28 protein-coding genes and 1 pseudogene are annotated in these 21,168 nt (G+C 62.1%); 21 read left to right on the top strand and 8 right to left on the bottom strand.

Features of this window, described 5'->3' with window-relative positions; genetic code table 11:
• Positions 1-263: 263 nt before the first annotated feature.
• The 3 genes and pseudogenes from AMK02_RS32025 (at position 264) to AMK02_RS31630 (ending at position 1,231) form a co-directional block, all read left to right on the top strand.
• Positions 264-791, top strand: coding sequence for a hypothetical protein (locus AMK02_RS32025; RefSeq protein ID WP_237350441.1), 528 nt, complete (start codon positions 264-266; stop codon positions 789-791).
• A gap of 122 nt (positions 792-913) precedes the next feature.
• Positions 914-1,116 (top strand): annotated as a pseudogene (locus tag AMK02_RS32030) (antibiotic biosynthesis monooxygenase family protein); the annotation flags it as partial.
• On the top strand, positions 1,088-1,231 hold the full coding sequence (locus AMK02_RS31630; RefSeq protein ID WP_189636997.1) for a hypothetical protein: 144 nt from the start codon (positions 1,088-1,090) through the stop codon (positions 1,229-1,231). The pseudogene AMK02_RS32030 and the gene AMK02_RS31630, both read left to right, overlap by 29 nt.
• Positions 1,232-1,360: 129 nt before the next feature.
• On the opposite strand, the gene AMK02_RS05535 is transcribed toward AMK02_RS31630, so the two are convergent.
• The 6 genes from AMK02_RS05535 to AMK02_RS05560 form a co-directional block, all read right to left on the bottom strand.
• On the bottom strand, positions 1,361-1,981 hold the full coding sequence (locus AMK02_RS05535) for a glutathione S-transferase family protein (RefSeq protein ID WP_189636998.1): 621 nt from the start codon (positions 1,979-1,981) through the stop codon (positions 1,361-1,363).
• Positions 1,974-2,459, bottom strand: a complete 486-nt coding sequence (locus AMK02_RS05540) for an SRPBCC family protein (RefSeq protein ID WP_064801015.1) — start codon at positions 2,457-2,459, stop codon at positions 1,974-1,976. Before AMK02_RS05540 ends, AMK02_RS05535 begins: the two co-directional genes overlap by 8 nt.
• Complete coding sequence (locus AMK02_RS05545; RefSeq protein WP_064801016.1) at positions 2,452-2,784, bottom strand: ArsR/SmtB family transcription factor; 333 nt, start codon at positions 2,782-2,784, stop codon at positions 2,452-2,454. Before AMK02_RS05545 ends, AMK02_RS05540 begins: the two co-directional genes overlap by 8 nt.
• 190 nt (positions 2,785-2,974) lie before the next feature.
• Positions 2,975-3,391, bottom strand: a complete 417-nt coding sequence (locus tag AMK02_RS05550) for a GFA family protein (protein WP_064801017.1) — start codon at positions 3,389-3,391, stop codon at positions 2,975-2,977.
• 40 nt (positions 3,392-3,431) lie between these two features.
• A complete protein-coding gene (locus AMK02_RS05555; RefSeq protein ID WP_064801018.1) occupies positions 3,432-3,896 on the bottom strand; it encodes an SRPBCC family protein in 465 nt (154 codons plus the stop codon).
• Positions 3,893-4,222 carry an ArsR/SmtB family transcription factor gene (locus AMK02_RS05560; protein ID WP_064801020.1) on the bottom strand — a complete coding sequence of 110 codons (330 nt, stop codon included), beginning with the start codon at positions 4,220-4,222 and terminating at the stop codon, positions 3,893-3,895. The genes AMK02_RS05555 and AMK02_RS05560 overlap by 4 nt, the downstream gene beginning before the upstream one ends.
• A gap of 204 nt (positions 4,223-4,426) precedes the next feature.
• On the opposite strand from AMK02_RS05560, the gene AMK02_RS05565 reads away from it, so the two are divergent.
• The 5 genes from AMK02_RS05565 to AMK02_RS05585 all read left to right on the top strand — a co-directional run bounded on the left by AMK02_RS05565 (position 4,427) and on the right by AMK02_RS05585 (position 7,984).
• Positions 4,427-4,729, top strand: a complete 303-nt coding sequence (locus AMK02_RS05565; RefSeq protein WP_064801022.1) for a hypothetical protein — start codon at positions 4,427-4,429, stop codon at positions 4,727-4,729.
• 13 nt (positions 4,730-4,742) lie between these two features.
• On the top strand, positions 4,743-5,882 hold the full coding sequence (locus AMK02_RS05570) for a sialidase family protein (RefSeq protein WP_064801024.1): 1,140 nt from the start codon (positions 4,743-4,745) through the stop codon (positions 5,880-5,882).
• 116 nt (positions 5,883-5,998) lie between these two features.
• Entirely contained in the window at positions 5,999-6,565 is a 567-nt protein-coding gene (locus AMK02_RS05575; RefSeq protein ID WP_064801026.1) for a hypothetical protein, read from the top strand.
• On the top strand, positions 6,558-6,974 hold the full coding sequence (locus tag AMK02_RS05580; protein WP_064801028.1) for a phage holin family protein: 417 nt from the start codon (positions 6,558-6,560) through the stop codon (positions 6,972-6,974). Before AMK02_RS05575 ends, AMK02_RS05580 begins: the two co-directional genes overlap by 8 nt.
• Positions 6,974-7,984, top strand: a complete 1,011-nt coding sequence (locus AMK02_RS05585) for a DUF3618 domain-containing protein (protein WP_064801030.1) — start codon at positions 6,974-6,976, stop codon at positions 7,982-7,984. Before AMK02_RS05580 ends, AMK02_RS05585 begins: the two co-directional genes overlap by 1 nt.
• A 75-nt stretch (positions 7,985-8,059) precedes the next feature.
• On the opposite strand, the gene AMK02_RS05590 is transcribed toward AMK02_RS05585, so the two are convergent.
• A complete protein-coding gene (locus tag AMK02_RS05590) occupies positions 8,060-8,248 on the bottom strand; it encodes a hypothetical protein (protein WP_064801032.1) in 189 nt (62 codons plus the stop codon).
• A 551-nt stretch (positions 8,249-8,799) separates the two neighbouring features.
• On the opposite strand from AMK02_RS05590, the gene aac(3) reads away from it, so the two are divergent.
• The 3 genes from aac(3) to AMK02_RS05605 all read left to right on the top strand — a co-directional run bounded on the left by aac(3) (position 8,800) and on the right by AMK02_RS05605 (position 10,742).
• Positions 8,800-9,603 (top strand): aminoglycoside 3-N-acetyltransferase, encoded by an 804-nt coding sequence (gene aac(3), locus AMK02_RS05595; protein WP_064801034.1) that lies wholly within the window; start codon positions 8,800-8,802, stop codon positions 9,601-9,603.
• 134 nt (positions 9,604-9,737) lie between these two features.
• Positions 9,738-10,070 (top strand): hypothetical protein, encoded by a 333-nt coding sequence (locus tag AMK02_RS05600; protein WP_011424430.1) that lies wholly within the window; start codon positions 9,738-9,740, stop codon positions 10,068-10,070.
• Positions 10,071-10,211: 141 nt separating this feature from the next.
• A complete protein-coding gene (locus AMK02_RS05605) occupies positions 10,212-10,742 on the top strand; it encodes a YidB family protein (RefSeq protein ID WP_064801036.1) in 531 nt (176 codons plus the stop codon).
• 48 nt (positions 10,743-10,790) lie between these two features.
• Here AMK02_RS05605 and AMK02_RS05610 read toward each other — a convergent pair whose 3' ends face one another.
• On the bottom strand, positions 10,791-11,690 hold the full coding sequence (locus tag AMK02_RS05610; protein ID WP_189636999.1) for a dienelactone hydrolase family protein: 900 nt from the start codon (positions 11,688-11,690) through the stop codon (positions 10,791-10,793).
• A 474-nt stretch (positions 11,691-12,164) separates the two neighbouring features.
• Between AMK02_RS05610 and AMK02_RS05615 the strand changes: the two genes are divergently transcribed.
• From AMK02_RS05615 to AMK02_RS05660, 10 genes are all read left to right on the top strand, one after another.
• A complete protein-coding gene (locus AMK02_RS05615) occupies positions 12,165-12,461 on the top strand; it encodes a hypothetical protein (protein ID WP_145924216.1) in 297 nt (98 codons plus the stop codon).
• A 234-nt stretch (positions 12,462-12,695) separates the two neighbouring features.
• Positions 12,696-12,932, top strand: a complete 237-nt coding sequence (locus AMK02_RS05620; RefSeq protein WP_064801040.1) for a spike base protein, RCAP_Rcc01079 family — start codon at positions 12,696-12,698, stop codon at positions 12,930-12,932.
• Positions 12,933-12,949: 17 nt separating this feature from the next.
• Entirely contained in the window at positions 12,950-13,420 is a 471-nt protein-coding gene (locus AMK02_RS05625; RefSeq protein ID WP_064801042.1) for a hypothetical protein, read from the top strand.
• The gene (locus tag AMK02_RS05630) at positions 13,386-14,957 is read left to right on the top strand and encodes a hypothetical protein (protein WP_064801044.1); all 1,572 of its coding nucleotides are present in this window, start codon (positions 13,386-13,388) and stop codon (positions 14,955-14,957) included. The genes AMK02_RS05625 and AMK02_RS05630 overlap by 35 nt, the downstream gene beginning before the upstream one ends.
• The gene (locus AMK02_RS05635; RefSeq protein ID WP_064801046.1) at positions 14,957-17,041 is read left to right on the top strand and encodes a hypothetical protein; all 2,085 of its coding nucleotides are present in this window, start codon (positions 14,957-14,959) and stop codon (positions 17,039-17,041) included. Before AMK02_RS05630 ends, AMK02_RS05635 begins: the two co-directional genes overlap by 1 nt.
• 19 nt (positions 17,042-17,060) lie before the next feature.
• A complete protein-coding gene (locus tag AMK02_RS05640) occupies positions 17,061-17,372 on the top strand; it encodes a hypothetical protein (protein ID WP_064801048.1) in 312 nt (103 codons plus the stop codon).
• A 92-nt stretch (positions 17,373-17,464) separates the two neighbouring features.
• Positions 17,465-18,487 carry a hypothetical protein gene (locus tag AMK02_RS05645; RefSeq protein WP_064801050.1) on the top strand — a complete coding sequence of 341 codons (1,023 nt, stop codon included), beginning with the start codon at positions 17,465-17,467 and terminating at the stop codon, positions 18,485-18,487.
• A 32-nt stretch (positions 18,488-18,519) separates the two neighbouring features.
• Positions 18,520-19,494 carry a phage major capsid protein gene (locus AMK02_RS05650; RefSeq protein ID WP_064801052.1) on the top strand — a complete coding sequence of 325 codons (975 nt, stop codon included), beginning with the start codon at positions 18,520-18,522 and terminating at the stop codon, positions 19,492-19,494.
• A 22-nt stretch (positions 19,495-19,516) separates the two neighbouring features.
• Entirely contained in the window at positions 19,517-20,302 is a 786-nt protein-coding gene (locus AMK02_RS05655) for a hypothetical protein (protein WP_064801054.1), read from the top strand.
• 207 nt (positions 20,303-20,509) lie between these two features.
• The gene (locus tag AMK02_RS05660) at positions 20,510-21,073 is read left to right on the top strand and encodes a hypothetical protein (RefSeq protein ID WP_064801055.1); all 564 of its coding nucleotides are present in this window, start codon (positions 20,510-20,512) and stop codon (positions 21,071-21,073) included.
• Positions 21,074-21,168 lie beyond the last annotated feature (95 nt).

A 21,168-nucleotide genomic window follows, 5' to 3' on the forward strand; every position in this document is an offset into this window, starting at 1 on the left:
TCCACTGGGCGGACTATGCTCCGATCTTTTGAATTTTCCAGTAGCTCTTTGTTGGTAGCACTCTGTCAACCTCACACGCCCCAAGTGCGCTGGAGCTCAGTTGCAGCTGGCAAATGGATGCGGACGACGCGGCTTTTGCTATGCGCCAATAAGGTCGAGGCTTTCGTGGCTCTGCTTCGGCAACAGTGGTTGGCTGGGCCGCTGTCTTGCTTTCTCCACCATGCAAACTACGCTGCCGACAGGGTGATTTGGGGATTGACTGCATGCGTTTCATTTCAGCTTTGGCGATTGCAATTATATCGAGCCACGGGGGAGTGGTTGCGTGCCCTCTTGATGACACCTTGAAGCTGTGCGTGCTGAATGGCAGAAGTCAGGTTGCCCTGCACGATGGCGTCGGTCGCGGTGATTGGAAGGTCGAAGCCATTTCTTCTCCCGTCAATGCAATCTCAGAGCCTCGAACGAGCAGCGAGGTTTACACGATGCCAAATGGGCAGCGGTTCTCGATGTTGTATCGGGACTTCCAAAAATTCTTTTCTGCCACCTGCTCGCTCGATTACTTACAAGGTCTGGCAGAAAACCGATTGAGTTGTTCCAACGCGGAGCTTGAAGCCTTCGAGGCGGGGCTGTCCGCAGCTTCGCTGGGCCGGATAACGAAAGAGCGCAGGCAAAGCGGCACGGCCTATTTGATCGAAGGCCAAAATAACTGGCTGGCGGTGATCGTCGCACAGGACGCCAACCGTAAAGAGATTTTGAATACCTGGGTCGAGATCTCGGTCGTCAAAGAACCTTAGAACTTGCCAGAGGCGGCAATGGTGCACGCGCCTTCATCGGGCGGGCGCATACTGTGTATCGACAGAAGATCCACCCGCCCTCCGTCGTCCTCGGGGCTTGACCCGAGGACTCACGCCGGCCCTTCGAAAGCGCCCGCCGTGCGGACAGCTTCGGCATCATCAACTCTTATTGGAGAGACGAAGAAAGCATCCGGGCATGGAAAGCGGTTGTCGATCACGTCGAAGCGCAACGCCGGGGCCGGGCAGACTGGTACACGCGTTATGAAATTCGTGTGGCGCTATCGTTGGAAGAGCTTATGGATTCGAAGCCGACCCACCGCGATGATCTTCGCCCTCAGACTCCCTTCATCACGGGATCCAGGGCCGTTTCCTTCCAGCACTTCCACGAAACGGATCACGTCACCGACCATGCCATCGTTGAAGATATCGTTGCGGCGTGATGTGCTCGGCGCAGCGGCAATATATGCACAAGGTGTTGCTGTAGAGAAGAGGTCGAGACGACGATCGTCCTCAACAAGACTCGGCGGTAACGCCTCTCACGCTCACAACAATTCCTTCACTCATCCCTCTCAGGCTGGGAAAGGGTTTTGCCACGCATCCAGTTCTTCAAGCCGTGCGTACCACTTCTGGATATGCCGGAATTCGGCGAGTGGTATGTCGGCAGCGGTTGCATAAGGAAGTGCGGCTGCCAGTGCGAAATCTGCAACGGTCAGTGTCTTGCCGACGGCGACGCTGTTGGCGGCCAGATGATCGTCGAGCACCCGCCCATGGAGCCGAAAACTCGTCTTCGCGTCTTCGATCACGGCGAGGTCGGGCTTCCCGCCGAACAACGGCTTGATCAAACTTTCAAACCACAGCGTTGCCCCGTGCCGGGTGAAATGGCTGGCATCCCAGCTCAACCAGCGCAGCACGTCGATCTGCCGGTGATCATGCGGCCAGAAATCCGATGCGACCGTGTCGGACAACCTGCACATGATGGCGTTCGCTTCCCATAAGGTTCCGGCATCCTCCTGCAGCACCGGGACTTTGCCGTTCGGGTTCAGCGACAGGAATTCCGCGGTGCGCTGCTCTCCGCTGGCCAGGTCAACCCTGACGAACTCGACGTCGGCTTGAAGAAAACGAGCGGCGGCGCAGGCCTTGCGCGGATTGAGCGTCTCGCAATAGTAGAGCTTCATCGCCGCCTTACGCATGATTTTGCCCTTCGGAGTCGACGCCGAGAAAAAAGCTCAATCGCTCGAAACTTTGCGACCAACCGGATTCGTGACCCTCAAGGGACGATGCGCTGGCAAATCCACTCTGCCGAAAAGTCATTTCCGTGCCTCCATCGCTTTCCGTGAAGGTGATGGTGACGACCGTTTCGGGGCTGATTTCGCCGGTTCCGGTCTCCCAGGCATGGGTGAAGACAAGCCTGTGTGGCGGCTCGACCTCCAGATATTTTCCGCCGACCCAATGCTCCTCTCCATCCGGTGCAATCAGACAGGCGCGGTGTCTGCCGCCGGGCCAGGCTTCCAGTTTGTCGCCCACCGCCTTGAAACCGTGAGGACCACACCATTGCGCCAAGGCTTTCGGGTCGGTCCATGCCCTGAAAACGAGATCGCATGGGGCATCGAACCTTCGCACGAGAACCAACTCATGGCTGTTGTCGCTGGCGGTCTCTGGATCAGTCATTTTCGTTTCCTTGTATCTTGGACAGATAGTCATCGAGACGGTCAAAGCTTTGATCCCAGAAGCGCCGGTAATCGGCGACCCAATCCGCAATTGTCTTCAAGGCTGCCGGCTCGAGGGCGCGGGGACGCGAATTTGCTTCCCGGCCAGAGCGGATCAAGCCGGCCTGTTCCAGAACCTTCAGATGCTTTGAGATGGCGGGCTGAGACAGCTCGAAGGGATCCGCAAGCTCGGCGACAGTTGCCTTGCCGTTGGCAAGCCGCGCGAGAATTGCTCTCCGTGTGGGGTCGGAGAGGGCGGAAAAAATCGCATCAAGCCTGTCGTCCATGCATCACCAATTAGCTATATAGCCAAATGGATATATTCTGTACGGCGAAATGTCAAAGACAATTTTGCGCTGGATCGGCAATGACGGAAGAAACTCGACCCCTGGTGGGAATCAATGAGGTCGTGAGCGGAACATTCCCCGCTCGCGACCGAGCACCCGCGAGCACCATTTTGCGTGCGCTGCGCCAGCCTTACATCGGCGGCATCTTTTCGAAGTTCGGCACAGCCGGGTCGACCCGATCCCAGGCGAGGCCGTGCACGGTGTAGGTTGCCATTTGCGGCTGATATCGCTCGGGCTCATCGAGACTGGCGGCGTGGATGGTGAAGAAATCGGGCATGTAGGAGAAAGTCAGATAAACCGGCGCGCCGCAGGCCGGGCAGAAGCCGCGGGTTTTGACGTTGCCGTTGTCGGCGATCATCTGCCAGTGGCTGGCCTCGCCTTCGAGCTTCACCGCCTGCCGGCTCGGGAAGGTCAGATAGGATCCGTGGCCGGTGCCGCTCGTTCTCTGGCAGTCGCGGCACTGGCAGTCGTTCATCGCGATCGGCTCGGCGGCGATCTCGTAATGAATGGCGCCGCAGGCGCAGCCGCCGGTATAGGGCTTGCTCATTGCTTTCTCCTGAACAATTGGTGATGTGGCTGGCGCCGGCTCAGTCCTCGCCGCCGGCGAGGGCGCCGATATTCTCCACGACCTTCTTCCAGCCTTCGCCCATCTTCCGGTAGGCCGTTTCATTTTTCGGCAGCACGAAGCCGGAATGGACGAGGCGCAGCCGGGTGCCGTTTTCGGCTCTGGCAAGGATGAAAGTGACGACGGTATCGAGCGGCGAGCCGTAGCCGGTATTGCCCGCATGCCCGCCTTTCCAGGCATAGGTGAGACGCTCGTTCGGTTTTACCTCGAGCACCTCACAGTGAATGGTGCCATCCCAGTCGCCGGCCGGCGTCGTCTGATAGGTGAAGCGCTTGCCCTCGATCGGCTCGAAACCGGCCGGCATCATCAGCCAACGGCCCATCAACTCGGCCGTGGTCAGCGTTTTCCAGATCGTCTCCGGCGCGTGCGGAAACACTTCGTCGACGACGATTTCCTGCGTGTCTGGCTTCAATGCGGTGTCGGTCATGGATCGATTTCCTTCAGCAAGGTTCTGAGATCGGCAAAACGCTCGCGCCAGAAGGTGCCGTAATGGCTCATCCAGTCGATAAGCGGCGCGAGCCCCTCGGGCTCGGCGCGGTAATAGACATTGCGCCCCTCGGGGCGCTCTGCCACCAGGCCCGCCTGCTTCAGCGCCTTGAGGTGCTGGGAGACAGCGCCTTGTGTGACGGTGCTCGCCCGCGTCAGTTCGACGACGGTGATCTCCTTGGAGAGGACGATCTGCTCGAACACGGTCCGTCGGGTGGGATCGGCTAGGGCGCGCATGAGGGTAGTGATGGGGGCGGTCTCGATCATGAAGAAATCAATAGCGAGGACTAATTGATTAGTCAAGACTAATTGGTATCTGGCTCCGCGGTGGGCCGAAAGGCGATGCCCGTTGTTTGATCAGCCCTATGACGGCACCTTGCGTCTGCGCTCGCCAGCGTGATCGCACCAGATTTCGAGCCGGGCCGGAACCTCGTCAGACCTGCGAAGTTTGCGAAACGAGGAGGATTCCACGTGCATTTGATACAATTGTTTATTCCGGCAGCGCCGCGAGCGGCGATCGACATCGAAGGCATTATCGCGGCAATTCAGCGCGAGATGACGGAGCGCCATGGCGGGGTGACGGCATATCTCAATTCCCCCGCAAGAGGGCTCTGGTCCAATGATAAGGGCACTGAAGAAGATACCGTCATTGTGATCGAAGTCATGGTGGGCAGTCTCGATCGGGTGTGGTGGCACCAATACCGGCGCGAACTCGAACAGCTGCTCGGCCAGGATGAACTGCTCGTGCGGGCACTTCCGGTCGAAACCCTCTGACCTGGAAGCCTCCATGGACATGCAATTGCGCCATCTTGAAATCTACCGCAGACAGGATGAGTTCGCAGCCTGGCCGGCAAATTATGGTCTCTGGTCCTGGGGTGACGAAATCGTCGTCGTCTTCGCGCGCGGCAAACTCGGAGCGAAGGGGGAGTTGCACGAACTGGATCGTGATTATCCAGTCGTACCGTGGCAGGCACGCAGCCTGGACGGAGGACTGACATGGATGGGCGAGCCGTTCCGCGGCCACGTCCCGGGTGGGCTCTCGCTTTCGGCCGACGAGCACCTGAACGCCGATCTCAAGATTCGTCCCCATCTGTCGGTTCGTGATGACCTCTGCCTCCTGGATGAACCCATAAACTTTCTCGATCCCGAGACGATCGTGATGTGCGCCAGGACCGATGTAGAGGGCGATGCTATCAGCTGGTTCTATGTCAGCCGGGATCGATGCCTGACATGGCAGGGTCCGTATCGTTTCACCGGTTTGCATCTTCCGATCTCGGCGCGCACCGATATCGTTCCTCTTGGCAGAGACCATGCGCTCTTCATGCTCAGCACCTCCAAAGAGGACGGTGCGGAAGGCAGAGTGTTCTGCGCGCGCACCGCAGACGGCGGGCGCAGCTTCGTCCTTCAAGGCTTTGTCGGCCCCGAACCTGAGGGCTATTCGATCATGCCGGCCTCGACGGCACTTTCCGGCGGCGCCATGCTGACCTTGACGCGCTGCATGGGGAGGGGAGGTGGCAAGGGCTGGATAGAAGCCTTCACCTCCCACGACGAAGGGAAGACCTGGACGCGGAAAGGCTGCATCGTCGACGACACGGGCAGCAATGGCAATCCGCCAGCGCTCGGACGGATCGAAGGCATGCTACTCGTCGTCTACGGCTACCGTGATCCGCCATTTGGTATCCGGATGCGCATGAGTTTCGATGACGGCCAGACATGGGGCGCCGAGAAGGTCATCCGGAGCGATGGCGGCACGGCTGATCTCGGTTATCCCAGAATAGTAAAACGCGGTGAGGGACACCTGCTCGCCGTCTACTACTTCAACGATGGCGACAGGGAGGAGCGTTACGTCGCAGCGTCTATTGTCACGCCCGCCAAAGATCAACAAGGAGCCGAGGACGGCGCTGCTTCATTGCAGTCGCAGTTGTGAGCCCCATCCTGTCATCATGGGCCGAAGAGGAACGTTTCAAGCGCGTTCGGGGAACAAAGCGGGGAACCTGTGGTTCGGGGCCGCGGCAGTCGCCGCCACGATATGGGAGGTTAGACATGCAAAACGATTTCACAGATCCGGCAGGAGGAAGCGCATCGGCGCAGACACCGTCCTCATCCCCAGGTTTCGGTTCTTCGCCGGGGACGCGCACGTCCATTTCCGATCTGGAAGCGAAGGTGAGCGAAGATGTTTCCGCCGCCAAGGAAACAATCAAGGAAGGCGCCGACACTGCCGTCGAGAAGGCCAAGGAAGTCATTTCCGAACGCACCAGCTTCGCTGCACGCCAGGTCGGCGGCGTTGCAACGGCACTTGAGAAAGCGGGCGCCGAAATGGAAAGCTCCGGTCAGGCAGAGGTCGGACGATACGCCAGGCAAATCGGGCGGAGCGTGCGCACTGTCGCTCGGCGGATGGAAGGCAAGGACATCGGCGAAATCGCCACCATGGCAGAGGATTTCGGGCGCAAGCAACCGCTCGCCTTTCTCGGGTTAGCCGCACTTGCCGGCCTGGCGGCAAGCCGCTTCCTGACAGCCTCCGCGAAAAGGCAAACAGCTGCCGCGCCGCGTGAGCCGTCGATTGGCCTCCGCCCCGGCATCGCAACGACCGGAGGCGAAAACAATGGCTAAATCTTCAGAGAACACACCCCTCTCCGAGCTCGTCAGTGGCCTCGTTGGTGATGTCACCGGCCTGCTTCGCAAGGAAATCGATCTTGCCAAGACGGAGGCTTCGGAAAAACTTTCGCGGGCGCTCAGCGGCGTGGAGATTCTCCTGTTCGGCTTGGTCCTGGCAATCGGGGCGGTCGGCGTGCTGCTGAGTGCCCTTGTCGGCGGTCTCGCGGCCTTCCTCGTGACACAGGGATTTACCGAAACCACTGCCAGTGCGCTCGCCTCGCTGATCGTCGGCATCATCATCGCGGGCATCGCGTGGGCATTGGTCTCCCGGGGCCTCGCCGCACTTCGCGGCAACAACTTGACACTGGATCGAACCGCAACCTCGCTTCGCCGCGACGTTGATGTTGTGAAGGACAAAATCTGATGGAAAACTCAATGGAGAAAACATCGGCCGAGCTTCAGCGGGAGATCGACCAGGACCGCCGCCGGATAGGAGACCGGATTGACGCGATCCAAGAACGAATGTCGCCGGGCCAACTCATCGATGAGGTCATCGCATACGCCAAGGGAAGCGGCGGCGCAGAGTATGTCAGCAATCTTGGCCACGCGCTCAAGGCGAACCCTCTGCCGGTCGCGCTGATGGGCGTGAGCCTCGCCTGGCTCATGGCAAAAGGCAGTTCGTCGTCAGGTGACTCGGCGACCTGGAGGGAGGATCCTGAATATCCGCTTTATCCGGCGACCGGCCAAGTCCGCAGGATTGGTCCGCCGGCAATGGAAAACGGAGCGCGTTACAGCCATTTTGCCGACGAATCCGGCAAGAGGTTGAAGGCATTGACAGACGAAACAGGAGGTCGTGCCGGCCATTTCATGGACGAGGCGGGCAAGACCTATCGTGGCTTCGCCGACGCCAGCGGAAAACAGATCAGCCAGATCACCGACGAGACTGGTGCAATGCTCGACGCGGCAACCGGCTGGGCGGCGGAGAAATGGGAGCAGGCGAAAAGCGCCGCGAGCGACCTCAGCGCCCGTGCCTCAGGCGCGGCGAGCTCGCTGTCGAGCCGATCCTCTTCGGCGGCGACCAGTCTTCAGGAGCAAACGAGCAAACTCAACGAGGCGATCCTCACCCATTTCCGCGACCAGCCGCTAGTCGGCGGTGCTCTGGCTTTCGCGGTCGGTGCAGCGATCGGCGCGGCGCTGCCCCATACCGACACCGAGGATGAGTTGGTCGGCGAAGCCGCAGATAGCGCTAGAGATAACCTCAGCCATGAGACCCAGGACCTCGTCGCGCAGGGTAAAGAGGTCGCGTCGGAAGTGTATCACAAGGCCGTGGACGTTGCCTCCGATACTCATGATGCCATTAAGGAACGTGTGGTGGATGAAGCCGAGGCTTTCATAGATCGCAAGGATGGCCTCGGCGGAACCGATCGGCAGTAGAGGCCCCATACCGGCCGGCTCCAGGAAAGGTTCCACGCGGGAAGAGGCGCTGTCCGACTGATCCGCTTTTCCGTCTCAGATGGCCGTCTTCATGAGGTATGACGATTTTTCGACGGGAAGCCGCGCGACAATTTTCATCACGTGCGTGGGAGCGACATCGGGAACAGAGCTTACTCGTCCGTCTTTGTAGAGCACCCGCAAGAGGCAGGTTTGGCTGTCGTAATCAAGTTCGGCGATCGTCTTTGAATGCACCGGGAATAGCATCTTCAGCTGCCTCCTTATGCAGCATGATCAAGATCAAAACAGGCCGACCGCCGCCCACCCTGGAGGGGCAACGCTTGATCGGCCCTCACCATTGCGCCGGCCGGCGGTGCTGTCCGAAACGCGTTCCGATTCAGCCAAAATCTTGCTGGCGAAATCTCAGCAGAATCTAACCAGAGCCGCCGTCGAAATCGCGTGAAATCGGCGTGACACACGCTCCGCGGACATAGTGGCGCGAGGACACTAGGACAAGATGTAAGTGGCCGTATGGAACCCGGGCCATCGTGTGAGTGAAATGGTCTGCGGCACGCGCATCGGATGCCGGCCGAAAGTTCCCCGTGCCCTCGAGAAGGTCCGTCGATGCCATCAGCGGTGGAACTTGGCCTGCGGGGTTTGCTGCCCATGTTGAAAAATCAGCCCATCAGGTGCCCAGACCCGGGACGATCAGCGTCATCGATGACCATCAGGTTCATGTCCTTGTTGTTCTGCATGGTGTCCTGAAAGTCCGGACGGGGAGCGTTGACTCCAGGTCACGTCCTGACGATCGTTGGCCGATGACCGCTCCGCACTTTCACACCCGTCTCTCGCTCGCCAAGGATCTGGAGAAGCTCGGACTTCGCCTCGGCGACATGGTTATGGTGCATGCCGCCATGAGCAGGCTGGGGCGGTTGCTCAACGGTCCCGACATGTTCATCGATGCGCTGCGCGACGTCGTCGGCCCTTCAGGCACCATCGTCGCCTATACGGACTGGAACGGCGCCTATGACGAACTGCTCGACGAGAACCGCCGTGTTCCTTTCGAATGGCGCGACCATATCGCGCCTTTCGACCCCATGACCTCCCGGGCGATCCGCGACAATGGCATATTCCCGGAATTCCTTCGAACGACGGCAGGGGCGCGGCGCAGCGGCAATCCGGGCGCCTCGGTCGCGGCGATCGGCGCCAGAGCCGACTGGCTCACCGCCGACCACCCGCTCGATTACGGCTATGGCGAGGGCTCTCCGCTCGCCAAACTCGTGGCAGCCGGCGGCAAGGTCCTCATGGCCGGAGCCCCGCTCGACACGATGACCCTTCTCCACCATGCCGAGCACTTGGCTGAAATCCCGAACAAGCGCCTGCGCCGCTATGAAGTGCCCTTTGCCACGCCGGCCGGCGTGGTGTGGCGCATGCTCGAGGAATTCGACACCGGCGACCCGGTCGTGCCCGGGCTCGAAAGCGATTGCTTCGCCCGGATCGTCAGTGCCTTTCTCGCCGGCGGGCAGGGCGCACAGGGCCTGATTGGAGACGCGCCATCGGTGCTGGTCGATGCGGCTTCGATCTGCAGCTTCGCTGTCGCCTGGCTGGAGCATCACGCCTGAGCACGTTGAGCCGCTCCGCGTTGCGGTGGCAGGCTCCAGCTTTCTCCCCTGCGCCGGCTCCTCCGGCCTCACGGAACAAAATCCCGATGGCGATGTTGGTATGGCGATAAGCAACAAGGCCATGGGAGGAATCCATGCATAAGTCTCTTCAGTTCGTGTTGATCGGCCTGGCCTCCATGAGCGGCCTGACGATCGCACCAACGATTGCGGCCGCGCAGGATATGGAGCTGCGCATCGGCCCCGGAGGCGTCGGCGTCTACGACCGCGATCGCGATTACGACCGCTACGACCGCCGGGGGCCGCGCCGCTGCGATCCCGACGATGCGCTAGACATCGCCCGCAGCGAAGGCCTGCGCCGGGCCCGTATCGTCCGCATGTCGCCGCGCAGCATCGTCGTCGAGGGGATGACGCGCCGCGGGCCGGATCGGATGGTTTTCGCCAACCGGCGCGGTTGCCCGGAAATCTGACCGTGCCTTGAGACAGTCGAACAGTGCCACCGGCACGGGCCGTTCTGCCCGCCGGCGGGGAAGCTTTCCACGTGTGAACATTGCGCCCAATCAGCACTCCGGCCGGCGTGAACCCCCGGAGCACCACAGGAGGATTTCATCATGATGAGCGGTCAAATGAAGGCGCTTCTCGCCGTTCTTGCCGTTGCCGGTTACCAGAACAGGGACAAGATCCGGGAGCTCCTGCGGGGCCTCCAGAACCCGCAGCAGGCAGGCGCCGGAGGCCAGCCGTCAGGCGGGCTCGGCGGCATTCTCGGCGGACTGGCCGGCTCCGGCGGTCTCGGTGGCCTTCTCGGCGGCTTAAGCTCCGGCAGCATCGTCAGCGGCGGTATCGGCGACCTCCTGAAAACCTTTCAGCAGAACGGCCAGGGCGACAAGATGGAGTCCTGGGTGCGCCGCGGGCAGAATGCCGGCATCAATGACGGCGAACTTGCCACAGCCCTCGGCCCGGATGTCCTGGACGAGATCGCCAGGAATACCGGCCTCTCGCATCAGGAGATCCTCGGCCGGCTGAGCCGCGATCTTCCCAAGGCCGTCGACGATCTGACGCCGGAGGGGAAAGTGCCGAGCGCCGAAGAGGCGTTTTCATCGTCCAGCCAGGCGACGCCCTCAGGGGGGCCGAGCAGCGTTTAGTCCTGGTGCAAACGCACCGTCAGTGTTTGCCGGGAGATCACCGAAGCTTTAGTTCGCCAGATACTTTCGAAGAAAGGCGTAAACGCTGCGCATGGACTTCGCCGCAGCGTCGGGGTCGTATTTTTCGATATGACCCAGCACCCTCCTTCCCACCATGAATTCCGGCGCATCGAAATTGTGATAGACGCCCTTGTAGACGTTGAGCTCGACGGGCGGGGCATTGTCGCTGAGGCGGGCAAGCCGCTTCTGGCACCGTTCAGCCCGGCTCCAATTGTCTCGTTCGCCGGTCATGATCAAGGTCGGCACAGTCGGATCGCCCCGATCTGCGTCACAGGCGGGATAATAGGCAATTGCCGCCCTGAACTTGCGCTCCATCAGCTGCTCGTATCCTTCGATTTTCGTCGCATCCAAAGTCGCGGTACCGCCGGCGGCGAAGCCCATCAAGGCGACGCGCTGCGGGTCGACAAAGCCTGATTTCGACAGGAAATCCAAAGCGCCATAGGCATCGAAGGCGCGGACAGGAAGAAGGCTTCGACACGGGTCGGCAAGGTTGCGGGTGGTGAAGCTGTCGACAACGAGCACGACATAGCCCCATCTGACCAGCCGTTTCGGCCAAAGCTCCCTGACGCTCGAACGCAGGTGATCGCATCCATGCATGACGACGATTGCCGGGAAGGGGCCGTCGCCTTCGGGGCGGGACAAATATCCGAGCAATGGCGTGCCTTGCGGCTGAGGCAGAGTTTCCCCCAATTCCCGGGCTTTGCGGATGCGAAACGGGCTGAGTTTTACCGGCACGCTTTCGAACCGCACCAGTTCCTCGGCAGTGGCCGCGGCCTCAGGCACGGCGACGGCCAAGGCGACAAGGCACACCAAAAGTCTTGCGGTTTTCACAGGCTCCTCCACCCGTGTGATCGACAGTCTGCTGCCACTATAATCCTCGATCCCCATGGATGGTATTGCTTGCCGTCCGAGGATCCACGCTGGCTTTGCTGGGCGGGCATGGATCCCAGGCTCAAGGCCTGGGATGACGGAGTGTGGGGGTAGCGTTTTGCCAAACCTGCCGGAGCAGCGCGTGGATTCTGGCGTCCACCTGGTCGCGCAGGGCTCGATTTCGCATGGGAGCGGGACCGACGATCTGGCCCTTGATCACCCCCCGGCAGATCATTTATCACTACCGTAAATCCAAGCTGCGAATATTGAATCAAGAGGTGATGTCGGCGGTCAAGCCGGTCTCGCCCTTCGATCAAATTGCCACCCGCCAGGGCCCGTGAGGGGCCCAGCGTCATCGCGCCGTCGCCGCGGTTTTGCGACGGAGCTCACCTCTTGCTCCGTTTCCTCGGGCTTGACCCGAGGATCCACGTTGGCCTCCATCAGGACCGGGCATGGATCCCAGGCTCAAGGCCTGGGATGACGGAGGGTGGGGTGTGCGGTTTTGCCAAACCTGCCGGAGCGGGCGTGGAATTCTGGCGTCCATTTGGTTCGAGAAGGCTTGATTTCACACTGGGCGCGGGACCGACGATCTGGCCCTTGATCACCCCCCGGCAGATCATTTATCACTACCGCAAATCCAAGCTGCGAATATTGAATCAAGAGGTGATGTTGACGATTACGTCGATACCGCTCTTCGACCGCCTGCGTCATTCCGAAGGCTTTCCAGCCGGCTTTGCCGAGCAGGTTTGCCACAGAGCCTACCTCTTGCTCCGTCATCCCAGGGCTTGACCCTGGGATCCACCCAGTTCGATGGGGATCCGGCATGGATCCCAGGGTCAAGGTCTGGGATGACGGAGGGTGGGGTAGCGGTTTGCCAAACCCGCTTGATTGCGCCGGCTTGATACAAACTCCATTCCCCTCGGGTCAGGCCTGGCGGGGCGGAGGTCGGCGGGCAGGCCCGGCAAAATGCCGAGGCGGCGTGCTGCCGCGTTCCGATCGAAGACCCCTCACAAGGAGAACTGCATGGACCCCTCGATTGCTCCGGCCTCGCGGGCCGCCGCGGTGACGCCGAACGATAGCGCCATTGTCGGGGCCCGTGCGCTCTATATCGGCACGGCCGGCGATGTGGCGATTGCGCCGCGGCGGGACGTGGATCCTGTCATCTTCAAGAGCGTGCCGGCCGGGACGATCCTTCCCGTTCATGCGGCGATTGTGGCGCTGACCGGGACAACGGCCTCCAACATTATTGCCTTGTTCTGAACGTTAGACCCCGACCGATGGGCAGGCCGACCAAGTTCAGCCAGGCGCTGGCGGAAAAAATCTGCGCGCGCATCGCCGACAGGGAGAGCCTGCGCTCGATCTGTCGGGATGAGGACATGCCGGCGAAATCGACGGTGCTGTCCTGGCTGGCGGACGAGGAGAAGGCGTCGTTCCGGGCGCGATATGCGCTGGCCCGCGAGATCATGGCCGACAGCTTCGTCGACGAGATGGTCGAGATCGCCGACAACAGCAGCGACGACTGGATCGAAAAGAAGAATGCGGCCAGCGAGACCACCGGCTGGCAGGAAAATGGCGAGGCGATCAGGCGTTCGCAGCTGCGCATCGCCACCCGCCAATGGGTCGCCGAAAAGCTCAGGCCGAAGAAATATGGCGCCAAGGTCGAGCCCGAACAGAGCGTGACCGGCGAAGTCTCGCAATTGCTGGAGGCGGTCAATGGCAGGACGCGCGGACTTCCAAGCGGCGGTTGACCAGTTTTCCGACTGGCGCTGGCGGCTGAACAATCTCTACTGGATCACCGACAAGGCGGGCAGGCGCGTCAGGTTCGAGATGAACGTGATGCAGACGAGCCTGTTCGAGGAGATGCATTATCTCAACGTGCTCTTGAAGGCCCGCCAGCTGGGGCTGACCACCTTCATCCAGATCTTCATGCTCGATGCCTGCGTCTTCAACCGCGATATCAGGGCCGGTACCATCGCCCATACACTCGGCGACGTGCAGACGATCTTCCGGGACAAGATCAAATATCCCTATGACAATCTGCCCGAAGGCATCCGCAACGCCGTGCCCGTCATCAGGACCAACCAGAGCGAATTGCTGCTCGCCAACAATTCGAGCATCCGCGTCGGCACCTCGCTGCGCTCGGGAACGCTGCAATATCTGCATATTTCCGAATATGGAAAGCTCTGCGCCAAATATCCCGAGAAGGCGCGAGAAGTCAGGACCGGCGCCTTGAACACGGTGCAGGCCGGCCAGATGGTCTTCGTCGAAAGCACGGCGGAAGGCCAGGAGGGGCATTTCTACGCGCTCTGCGAGGATGCCCAGGTCAAGCAGCGCCAGGCGCTTGTTCTGAGCGAACTCGACTTCAAGTTCCACTTCTTTCCCTGGTGGAAGGAGCCGCAATATTCGATCGCGCCCGAGGGCGTCATCATCGGCGACGCCTTCGTCAAATATTTCCGCCAACTTGCCGAGCAGGGGATCATGCTGACGGCGGGGCAGAAGGCCTGGTACGTCAAGAAGGCCGAGACCCAGCTCGGCGACATGAAGCGCGAATATCCCTCGACACCTGCCGAAGCTTTTGAGGCGAGCGTCGAGGGCGCTTATTACGCCGACCAGATGGCGATCGCCGACGCCGAGGAGCGCATCGGCGTCTTCCCGCATGTGGAAGGTTATCCCGTCCACACCATCTCCGACATCGGCATGGATGACACCAACAGCGTCTGGCTGTTCCAGGTGCTGCCCGGCCGGGTCAGGATGATCGGCTATTTCGAGCACACCGGCACCGGCATGGACGGCATGCTCGACGAGCTGGAGCGGCGCGGCGGTGAACATGGTTATGTCTACGGCGTCCACAACATGCCGCATGACATCAAGGTCAGGGAATGGACGCGCGGCGGCATGACCCGCATCGAAGTGATGCTGAGGGAGGTCAAGGCGCGTGGCCTCGGCACGGTGCGCAAGGTCGAGCGCGCCTATGTCCAAGATCGCATCAACGGTACGCGGCGCATCCTGGCAAAGGTCGAGTTCGACCAGGCCGGCTGCGCCGACGGTATCAAATGCCTGCGCAACTACCGCAAGGACTGGGACGAGGATCTGAGCGTCTTCCGCGACGCCCCGTTGCACAACTGGGCCTCGCACGGCGCCGACGCTTTCGGCGGTCTGGCAATTATCTTCACCGGCCTGGCGCCCGTACCGCTGAAGCCCGAGCGTAAGCCACTGCCGACATTCCAGACGATGACCTTCAACGAATTTGCCGAGTCCACCCCGAGACATAGCGAGCGTGTTTGATGGAAGACGAGACGATGGCTTTGGAAGGCGGGCTGCACTTGGTCGGCGCCCATTGGCAGCAGGAGCTCGAACGCGCCCAGCGCTATTTCAAGTCCTGGCACGACCGCTGCGGCAAGATCGAGAAGATCTATCTCGACCAGCAGTCGGACCAGACCAGCGCGGCCAAGCGCCGCTTTCCGATGCTCTGGGCCAATACGGCGGTGCTGCAGCCGGCCGTCTATGCCCGGGTGCCGCAGCCGGTCGTCGAGCGCCGCTTCAAGGATGCCGAGCCGGTGGCGCGCATCGCCTCGGAAATCGTCGAACGCAATCTTGCTTACACAGGCGACGAGGCCGATCTCGACTCCATCATGCGGGCGGTGCGCGACGATTTCCTGCTCTGCGCCCGCGGCACGGTGTGGCTGCGCTACGAGGCCGATTTCGAGCCGCTCGACATGGGCGTCGAACCCTCGAACCCGCCGGCCGATGGCTTGCCCGGCGAGATGGGTGCAGCCCTCGAAACGATCGCCGACGAGCGCGTCTGCATCGATTATGTCCACTGGTCGGATTTCCTGCATTCGCCGGCCCGCCGCTGGAAGGATGTGACCTGGGTGGCGCGGCGCGTGCCGATGACCGGCGAAGAGATGGAAAAGCGCTTCGGCCGTGCGGCGATGGCCTCGGGCGCGGCCGATGCTGCCGGTGCGCGCAAGGGCGAAAGCCAGGCCGAACGCGCCGAGAATGAGGGCAAGACCCATGTCTGGGAGATCTGGTGCAAGAGCGAGAACTATACCGTCTGGATCGCCGACGGCTCGCCTGTGGCGCTCGAAGTTTCCGAGCCGCCGCTGGCGCTGACGCATTTCTGGCCATGCCCGCGCCCGGCCTATGGCACCATGTCGACGAGCTCGCTGATCCCGGTTCCCGACTATGTCTATTATCAGCAGCAATGCGATGAGATCGACCTGCTGACCAGGCGCATCAACAAGCTGACCGACCAGCTGCGCCTCAAGGTCTTCTATCCCTCCGGGGACGGCGCCATTTCGCCGGCGATTGAGAAGGCGATGCGGCCGGAAAACGACATGGTGATGGTGCCGATCCCGGAATGGGCCGCCTTCACCGACAAGGGCGGCTCGAAGGCGGTGGTGACGCTGCCGATCGACGAGGTGCAGAAGGTGATCGTCGCCTGCATGGCGGCGCGCAAGCAGCTGATCGAGGACGTCTACCAGATCACCGGCATCTCCGACATCGTGCGCGGCGACACGCAAGCCTCCGAGACGGCGACGGCGCAGCGCATCAAGACCCAGTGGGGCTCGATCCGCATCCGCGACCGCCAGGCCGAGCTCGCCCGTTTTGCCCGCGACATCATCCGCCTTGCCGGTGAAATCATCTGCGATCAGTTCCAGCCGGAAACGCTGATGCTGGTGAGCGGCATCAGGCTGCCGACGATGGCTCAGAAGCAGCAGGTGCAGATGCAGATGCAGCAGGTGCAGATGGCGGCGCAGCAGCAGGCAATGCGAGCCGAGCAGATGGGCCAGCCGGCCCAGTCGTCCCCAGGAATGGCGCCGCCCGAAATGCCGCCGCAGCTGCAGCAGATGATGGGGCAGCCGACGATCGACGAGGTGGTGCAGCTCCTACGCAATGACAGCATTCGCGGTTTCCAGATCGAGATCGAGACGGATTCGACGATCGAGCCCGACGAGGACGCCGAAAAGCAACGCCGCATGGAATTCGTGCAGATGGTCGGCGGCTTCATGCAGCAGGCCGGCGCGATGGCACAGCAGTCGCCGATGCTGGTGCCTGTTATGGTCGAAACGCTGCTCTTTGCCGCCCGCGGCTTCCGGGCCGGCCGTCAGCTCGAGAGCATGCTGGAGCAGGTCGGAGGCCAGCTTTCCCAGGCGGCGAGTGCGCCAAAACCGGAGCCGCAGCCTGCGCCCGGCGAGATGCTCAAGCTGAAGACGGCCGAGGTGAAGGCCAGCGCCGAACAGCGCAAGGCCGAGCTCGGCGTCGCGCAGGCCGAGATCGAGCACCGCGCCGCAGCCGAACAGGCGCGCGGTGAAATGGCGGCGCAGGCGATCGACCAGATGCGCGCCGCCCAATCCCTCTACCAATAGGTTTGCCGGGAGCAACAGCATGAGAGAACGCTATTGCCGCGTTTGCGGCGGCTGGCACGCACTCGACAGATGGCCGCACAATTGCCTGCCGGCGCAGACCCTGGCGCGGTCGGATCTGCCGGCGCCGCATTTCGTCAGCGACAGCATCGAGATCCAGTCGATGCATGACGGCCGGCATTACACCTCGAAGGCCAAGCTTCGTTCCGCCTATCGGGAAGCCGGCGTGGTCGAGATCGGCAATGAGACGCCGCAGGCGATCGAAAAACCCAAAGCGGACCGGAAGGCGATCCGCAACGAACTGCGGCGGGTCCACGCCGAATACAACGCCTGACGCATGTCGCCCGGAAGTGTGCAGCGGTTCCGGGATAACGACATGCACAAAGGATGAAGCGGGCATCAATCCCCGAAATAGGAACTTTCCCCATGGATATGGAAGACTTCAACGAGGCCGGTAACGGCGGCGACGATTTTGACTCGTCCGGCGATAAGCCGGTCAGCATCCGCGACAGCCTGCAGGCGGCGATCGACACCGTCGACGGCAATGGACCGGGCGATCTTGCGGCCCAGCCGCGCGACGGCGAAAACGGCCGTTTCCTCGCCAAGGGGCAGGAGCAGGCCGGCGTCGACCGGCAGCAGACGCCACAGGCACAGAGCCGGGTGCAGGGCGACGAACAGCCGGCCGCCATGGCCAACCGGGTTCCGCCCGGCTGGTCGGCGGAGGCCAAGGCGCAGTTTTCAAGCCTGCCGAGCGAAGTGCAGGCGGCGATTGCCAAGCGGGAGCAGGAGGTCGATCGCGGCTTCCGCGTCCTGCAGGATTACAAGGGGCTCGAAGAATTCACCCCGATCGTCCGCCAGGCCGGCATGACCCATGCCGATGTCATGCGCCGGGCGATCGAATGGGAAAACGCGCTGATCCGCGATCCCGTCAACACCGTGCTTCATGTCGCCAAGGTGGCCGGGGTTAATCTTCACGCCCTGGTCAACGGCCGGGCAGGGGAGGCCCTTCAGCGACACGAGCAGGCAGCGCCGCAACCTCGGCCGATCAATGTCGAGGCCACGGTCGAACATGTTTTGCGCAAGAGAGACACCGAAACTCAGGTCGATGCCTTTCTTTCCGATCCGGCCAATGCGCATGCCGAAGATGTTCTCGACGACATGGTTGCCCTCATCAATGCGGGGCGGGCATCGACGCTTCAGGACGCCTACGACGCCGCATGCTGGATGCGACCGGACATTCGCCAGCAGTTGATCAGCCAGACTGCGCCGGCCTTCGTCCGAGAACAGCATGCCCAGAGGGTCGCAGCGGCAGATCAAGCCCGCCGCGCCTCGCGATCCATCTCTGGCTCTTCCGCCCCGGGCCCGACCCGCGATGCGGCAAGAGGCCAGCCCACCTCCATCCGCGACTCGCTGCGCGACGCCATGCGTTTTTCGCGCGGCCAAGTCTGATCACAGGCCAATTCTGATCAAAGGAATGATCGATGCCCATTTCGCCCAACCTCTCTGAAATCGTCACCACGACGCTGCGCAACCGCAGCGGCACGGTTGCCGACGACGTGACGAAGAACAACGGTCTTCTCACCCGTCTGAACAGCCGCGGCCGCAAGAAACCCGTCTCCGGCGGCCGCACCATCGTCCAGGAACTGCAGTACCAGGAAAACAGCACCTTCAAGCGCTATTCCGGTTACGACATCCTGAACGTCCAGCCCTCCGACGTCATCACCGCCGCCGAATACGACCTGAAGCAGGCCGCGGTCGCCGTCTCCATGTCCGGCCTCGAACAGCTGCAGAATTCCGGCGAGGATGCGATCCTCGACCTGCTCGAGCAGCGCATCGAGAACGCCGAAACGACGCTGAAGAACAACATCGCGCTCGATTGCTATTCCGACGGCACGGCCGATGGCGGCCGGCAGATCGGCGGCCTGCAGCTGCTGATCTCGACCTCGCCGACCTCGGGCACCGTCGGCGGCATCTCGCGCGCCACCTGGGGTTTCTGGCGCAACCAGAAATTCTCGGCCTCGGCCGATGGCGGCGCGGCGGCCACCAACGCCAACATCCAGAGCTACATGAACCGGCTCTACATGTCCTGCGTGCGCGGCTCCGACGCCCCCGATCTCGTCGTCGCCGACAACAACTTCTTCCGCCTCTACTGGGAATCGCTGCAGGCAATCCAGCGCATCACCTCCGCCGACAAGGGCATGGCCGGCTTCCAGTCGCTGCAGTACATGGGCGCCGACGTGATCTACGACGGCGGCTTCGGCGGCGGCGCGCCCGCCAACCAGATGTTCTTCCTCAACACCAAGTACCTGTTCTATCGCCCGCACCGCGACCGCGACATGGCGCCGATCGGTGACGAACGCATGAACACCAACCAGGATGCCTTCGTGCAGCTGATGGGCTTTGCCGGCAACCTCACCATGAACAACGCCTTCCTGCAGGGCGTGCTGTTCGCCTGATCGAACGAAAGGATCAACATCCATGACCATCGCAATTTCCCAGACCGATCGTCTTGGCGCGAACCCGTTCGTCGTCGAAGGCCCGATCGTTTCCGGCTCCGGGATTCCGGGGCCGAACTTCGCCCTCGGCGCGGTCGCCGGCGGCGACCGTGAATCCGAATGGCTCTACTGCCAGCTGGTGCTGGCCGCGCAGACGACCCTTCAGCCGGGTCAGTGGTTCCAGTGGACCAAGGATTATGTCGCTTCGCTGCTGACCACGGCCGGTGCCGTCGTCGGCCAGCGCTGCGGCGTCTTTTCCGGTGCCGCCCAGCCGCCGACGCTGACCGGCGGTCCGGTTGGCGCCATCACCCTTGCCGCCGGCACCTATTACCTCTGGCTGCAGCGCAACGGCCAGGCGCCGGCCCAGGTGGCGAGCGCAACGGCGGCCCTCGTCGTTGCCGAAACCACCACCACCGCAGGCCAGGCGAGCGCCCCGGCCTCCGCCACCGTCGGCACCAAGGCGATCGCCAACGTCAACTTCGCCGCCGCCAACCAGACGTTCACGGCCAACACCGTCAACGGCTCCAGCGTTTTGACCGGCCTTGCCGGCCTCAGCGCCGGTTCCGGCCCGTTCATCGGCGCGGCCGTCGCCGGCACCGGGATTGCAGGCGGCACGACGATTTCGGGCATCACCTACAGCCCGAACGGCGTCGTCCAGGCCATCACGCTCTCGGCCAATGCGACGGCCAACGGCACGGGCATCACCATCACGGCGACCGGCGTGCTCGAGGCGACGCTGATGCGGCCGTTCCTGTCGAAGGTGAACTGAACCTAAAGCAATCGACGGGCGCTTCGGCGCCCGCCATGGCTACTTTCAGCGCTTGCAAACCTCTCTTCCGTCATGCTCGGGCTTGTCCCGAGCATCTGCTGCCGGTCGATGCGTAGCAGATCCTCGGCACAAGGCCTGGGATGACGAGGAGGGGATGTTTCCCCCGCCCATTTCCCATCTCCCCGCCATCAACAGCGAGACCAGCATATGCCCGACAACACCGGAATCTACGCCTCCTTCAGCCTCGAACCGGTCGAGCAGACCTTCCTGACCGAGAAGGAAGGCCGGCCGATCTTTGCCGACAAGGAATTCGTCCGCATCTTCATCGCAGGCGACAAGCACACCGAAGTCTACCGCGAGGTGACGGACAACGACAAACAGCGTTTTGCCGACGCCTATAAGCGCTTCAAGGAGGGTGCAGCCGCCCGCGAGCAGCTGACCGGCACGCCGCTTTCGCAATGGCCCTATCTGAAGCCCAGCCAGATCAAGGAGCTGGAGGCGGTCAATATCTATACCGTCGAGCAGCTGGCAGCGCTTTCCGACACCGCCAAGCAGAAGATCGGCATGGGCGCCAACGAGCTGACCGCCGCCGCCCGCGCCTATCTGGCCACCGCCGAAAACTCCAGTGCCGCCTCCGCCTTTGCCGCCGAAAACGAGCGGCTGAAGGACGAGGTGAGCCGCCTGCAGGCGCAGATGAAGGAGATGGCCGTTCGCTTCGAGGCGCTCGAAAGCGAAAGCGGCAGCAAGTCCCGCGGTCGGCAAGTAGCCTGAAGAAGCGCTGACGCAAGCCGCCCCCTCATCCGCCTGCCGGCACCTTCTCCCCGCTGGGGCGAAGGGGTTATGCCGCGAGGTCTCGATTCCCTCTT

The sequence above is a fragment of the Rhizobium sp. N731 genome, assembly GCF_001664145.1.
GTDB lineage: Bacteria > Pseudomonadota > Alphaproteobacteria > Rhizobiales > Rhizobiaceae > Rhizobium > Rhizobium esperanzae.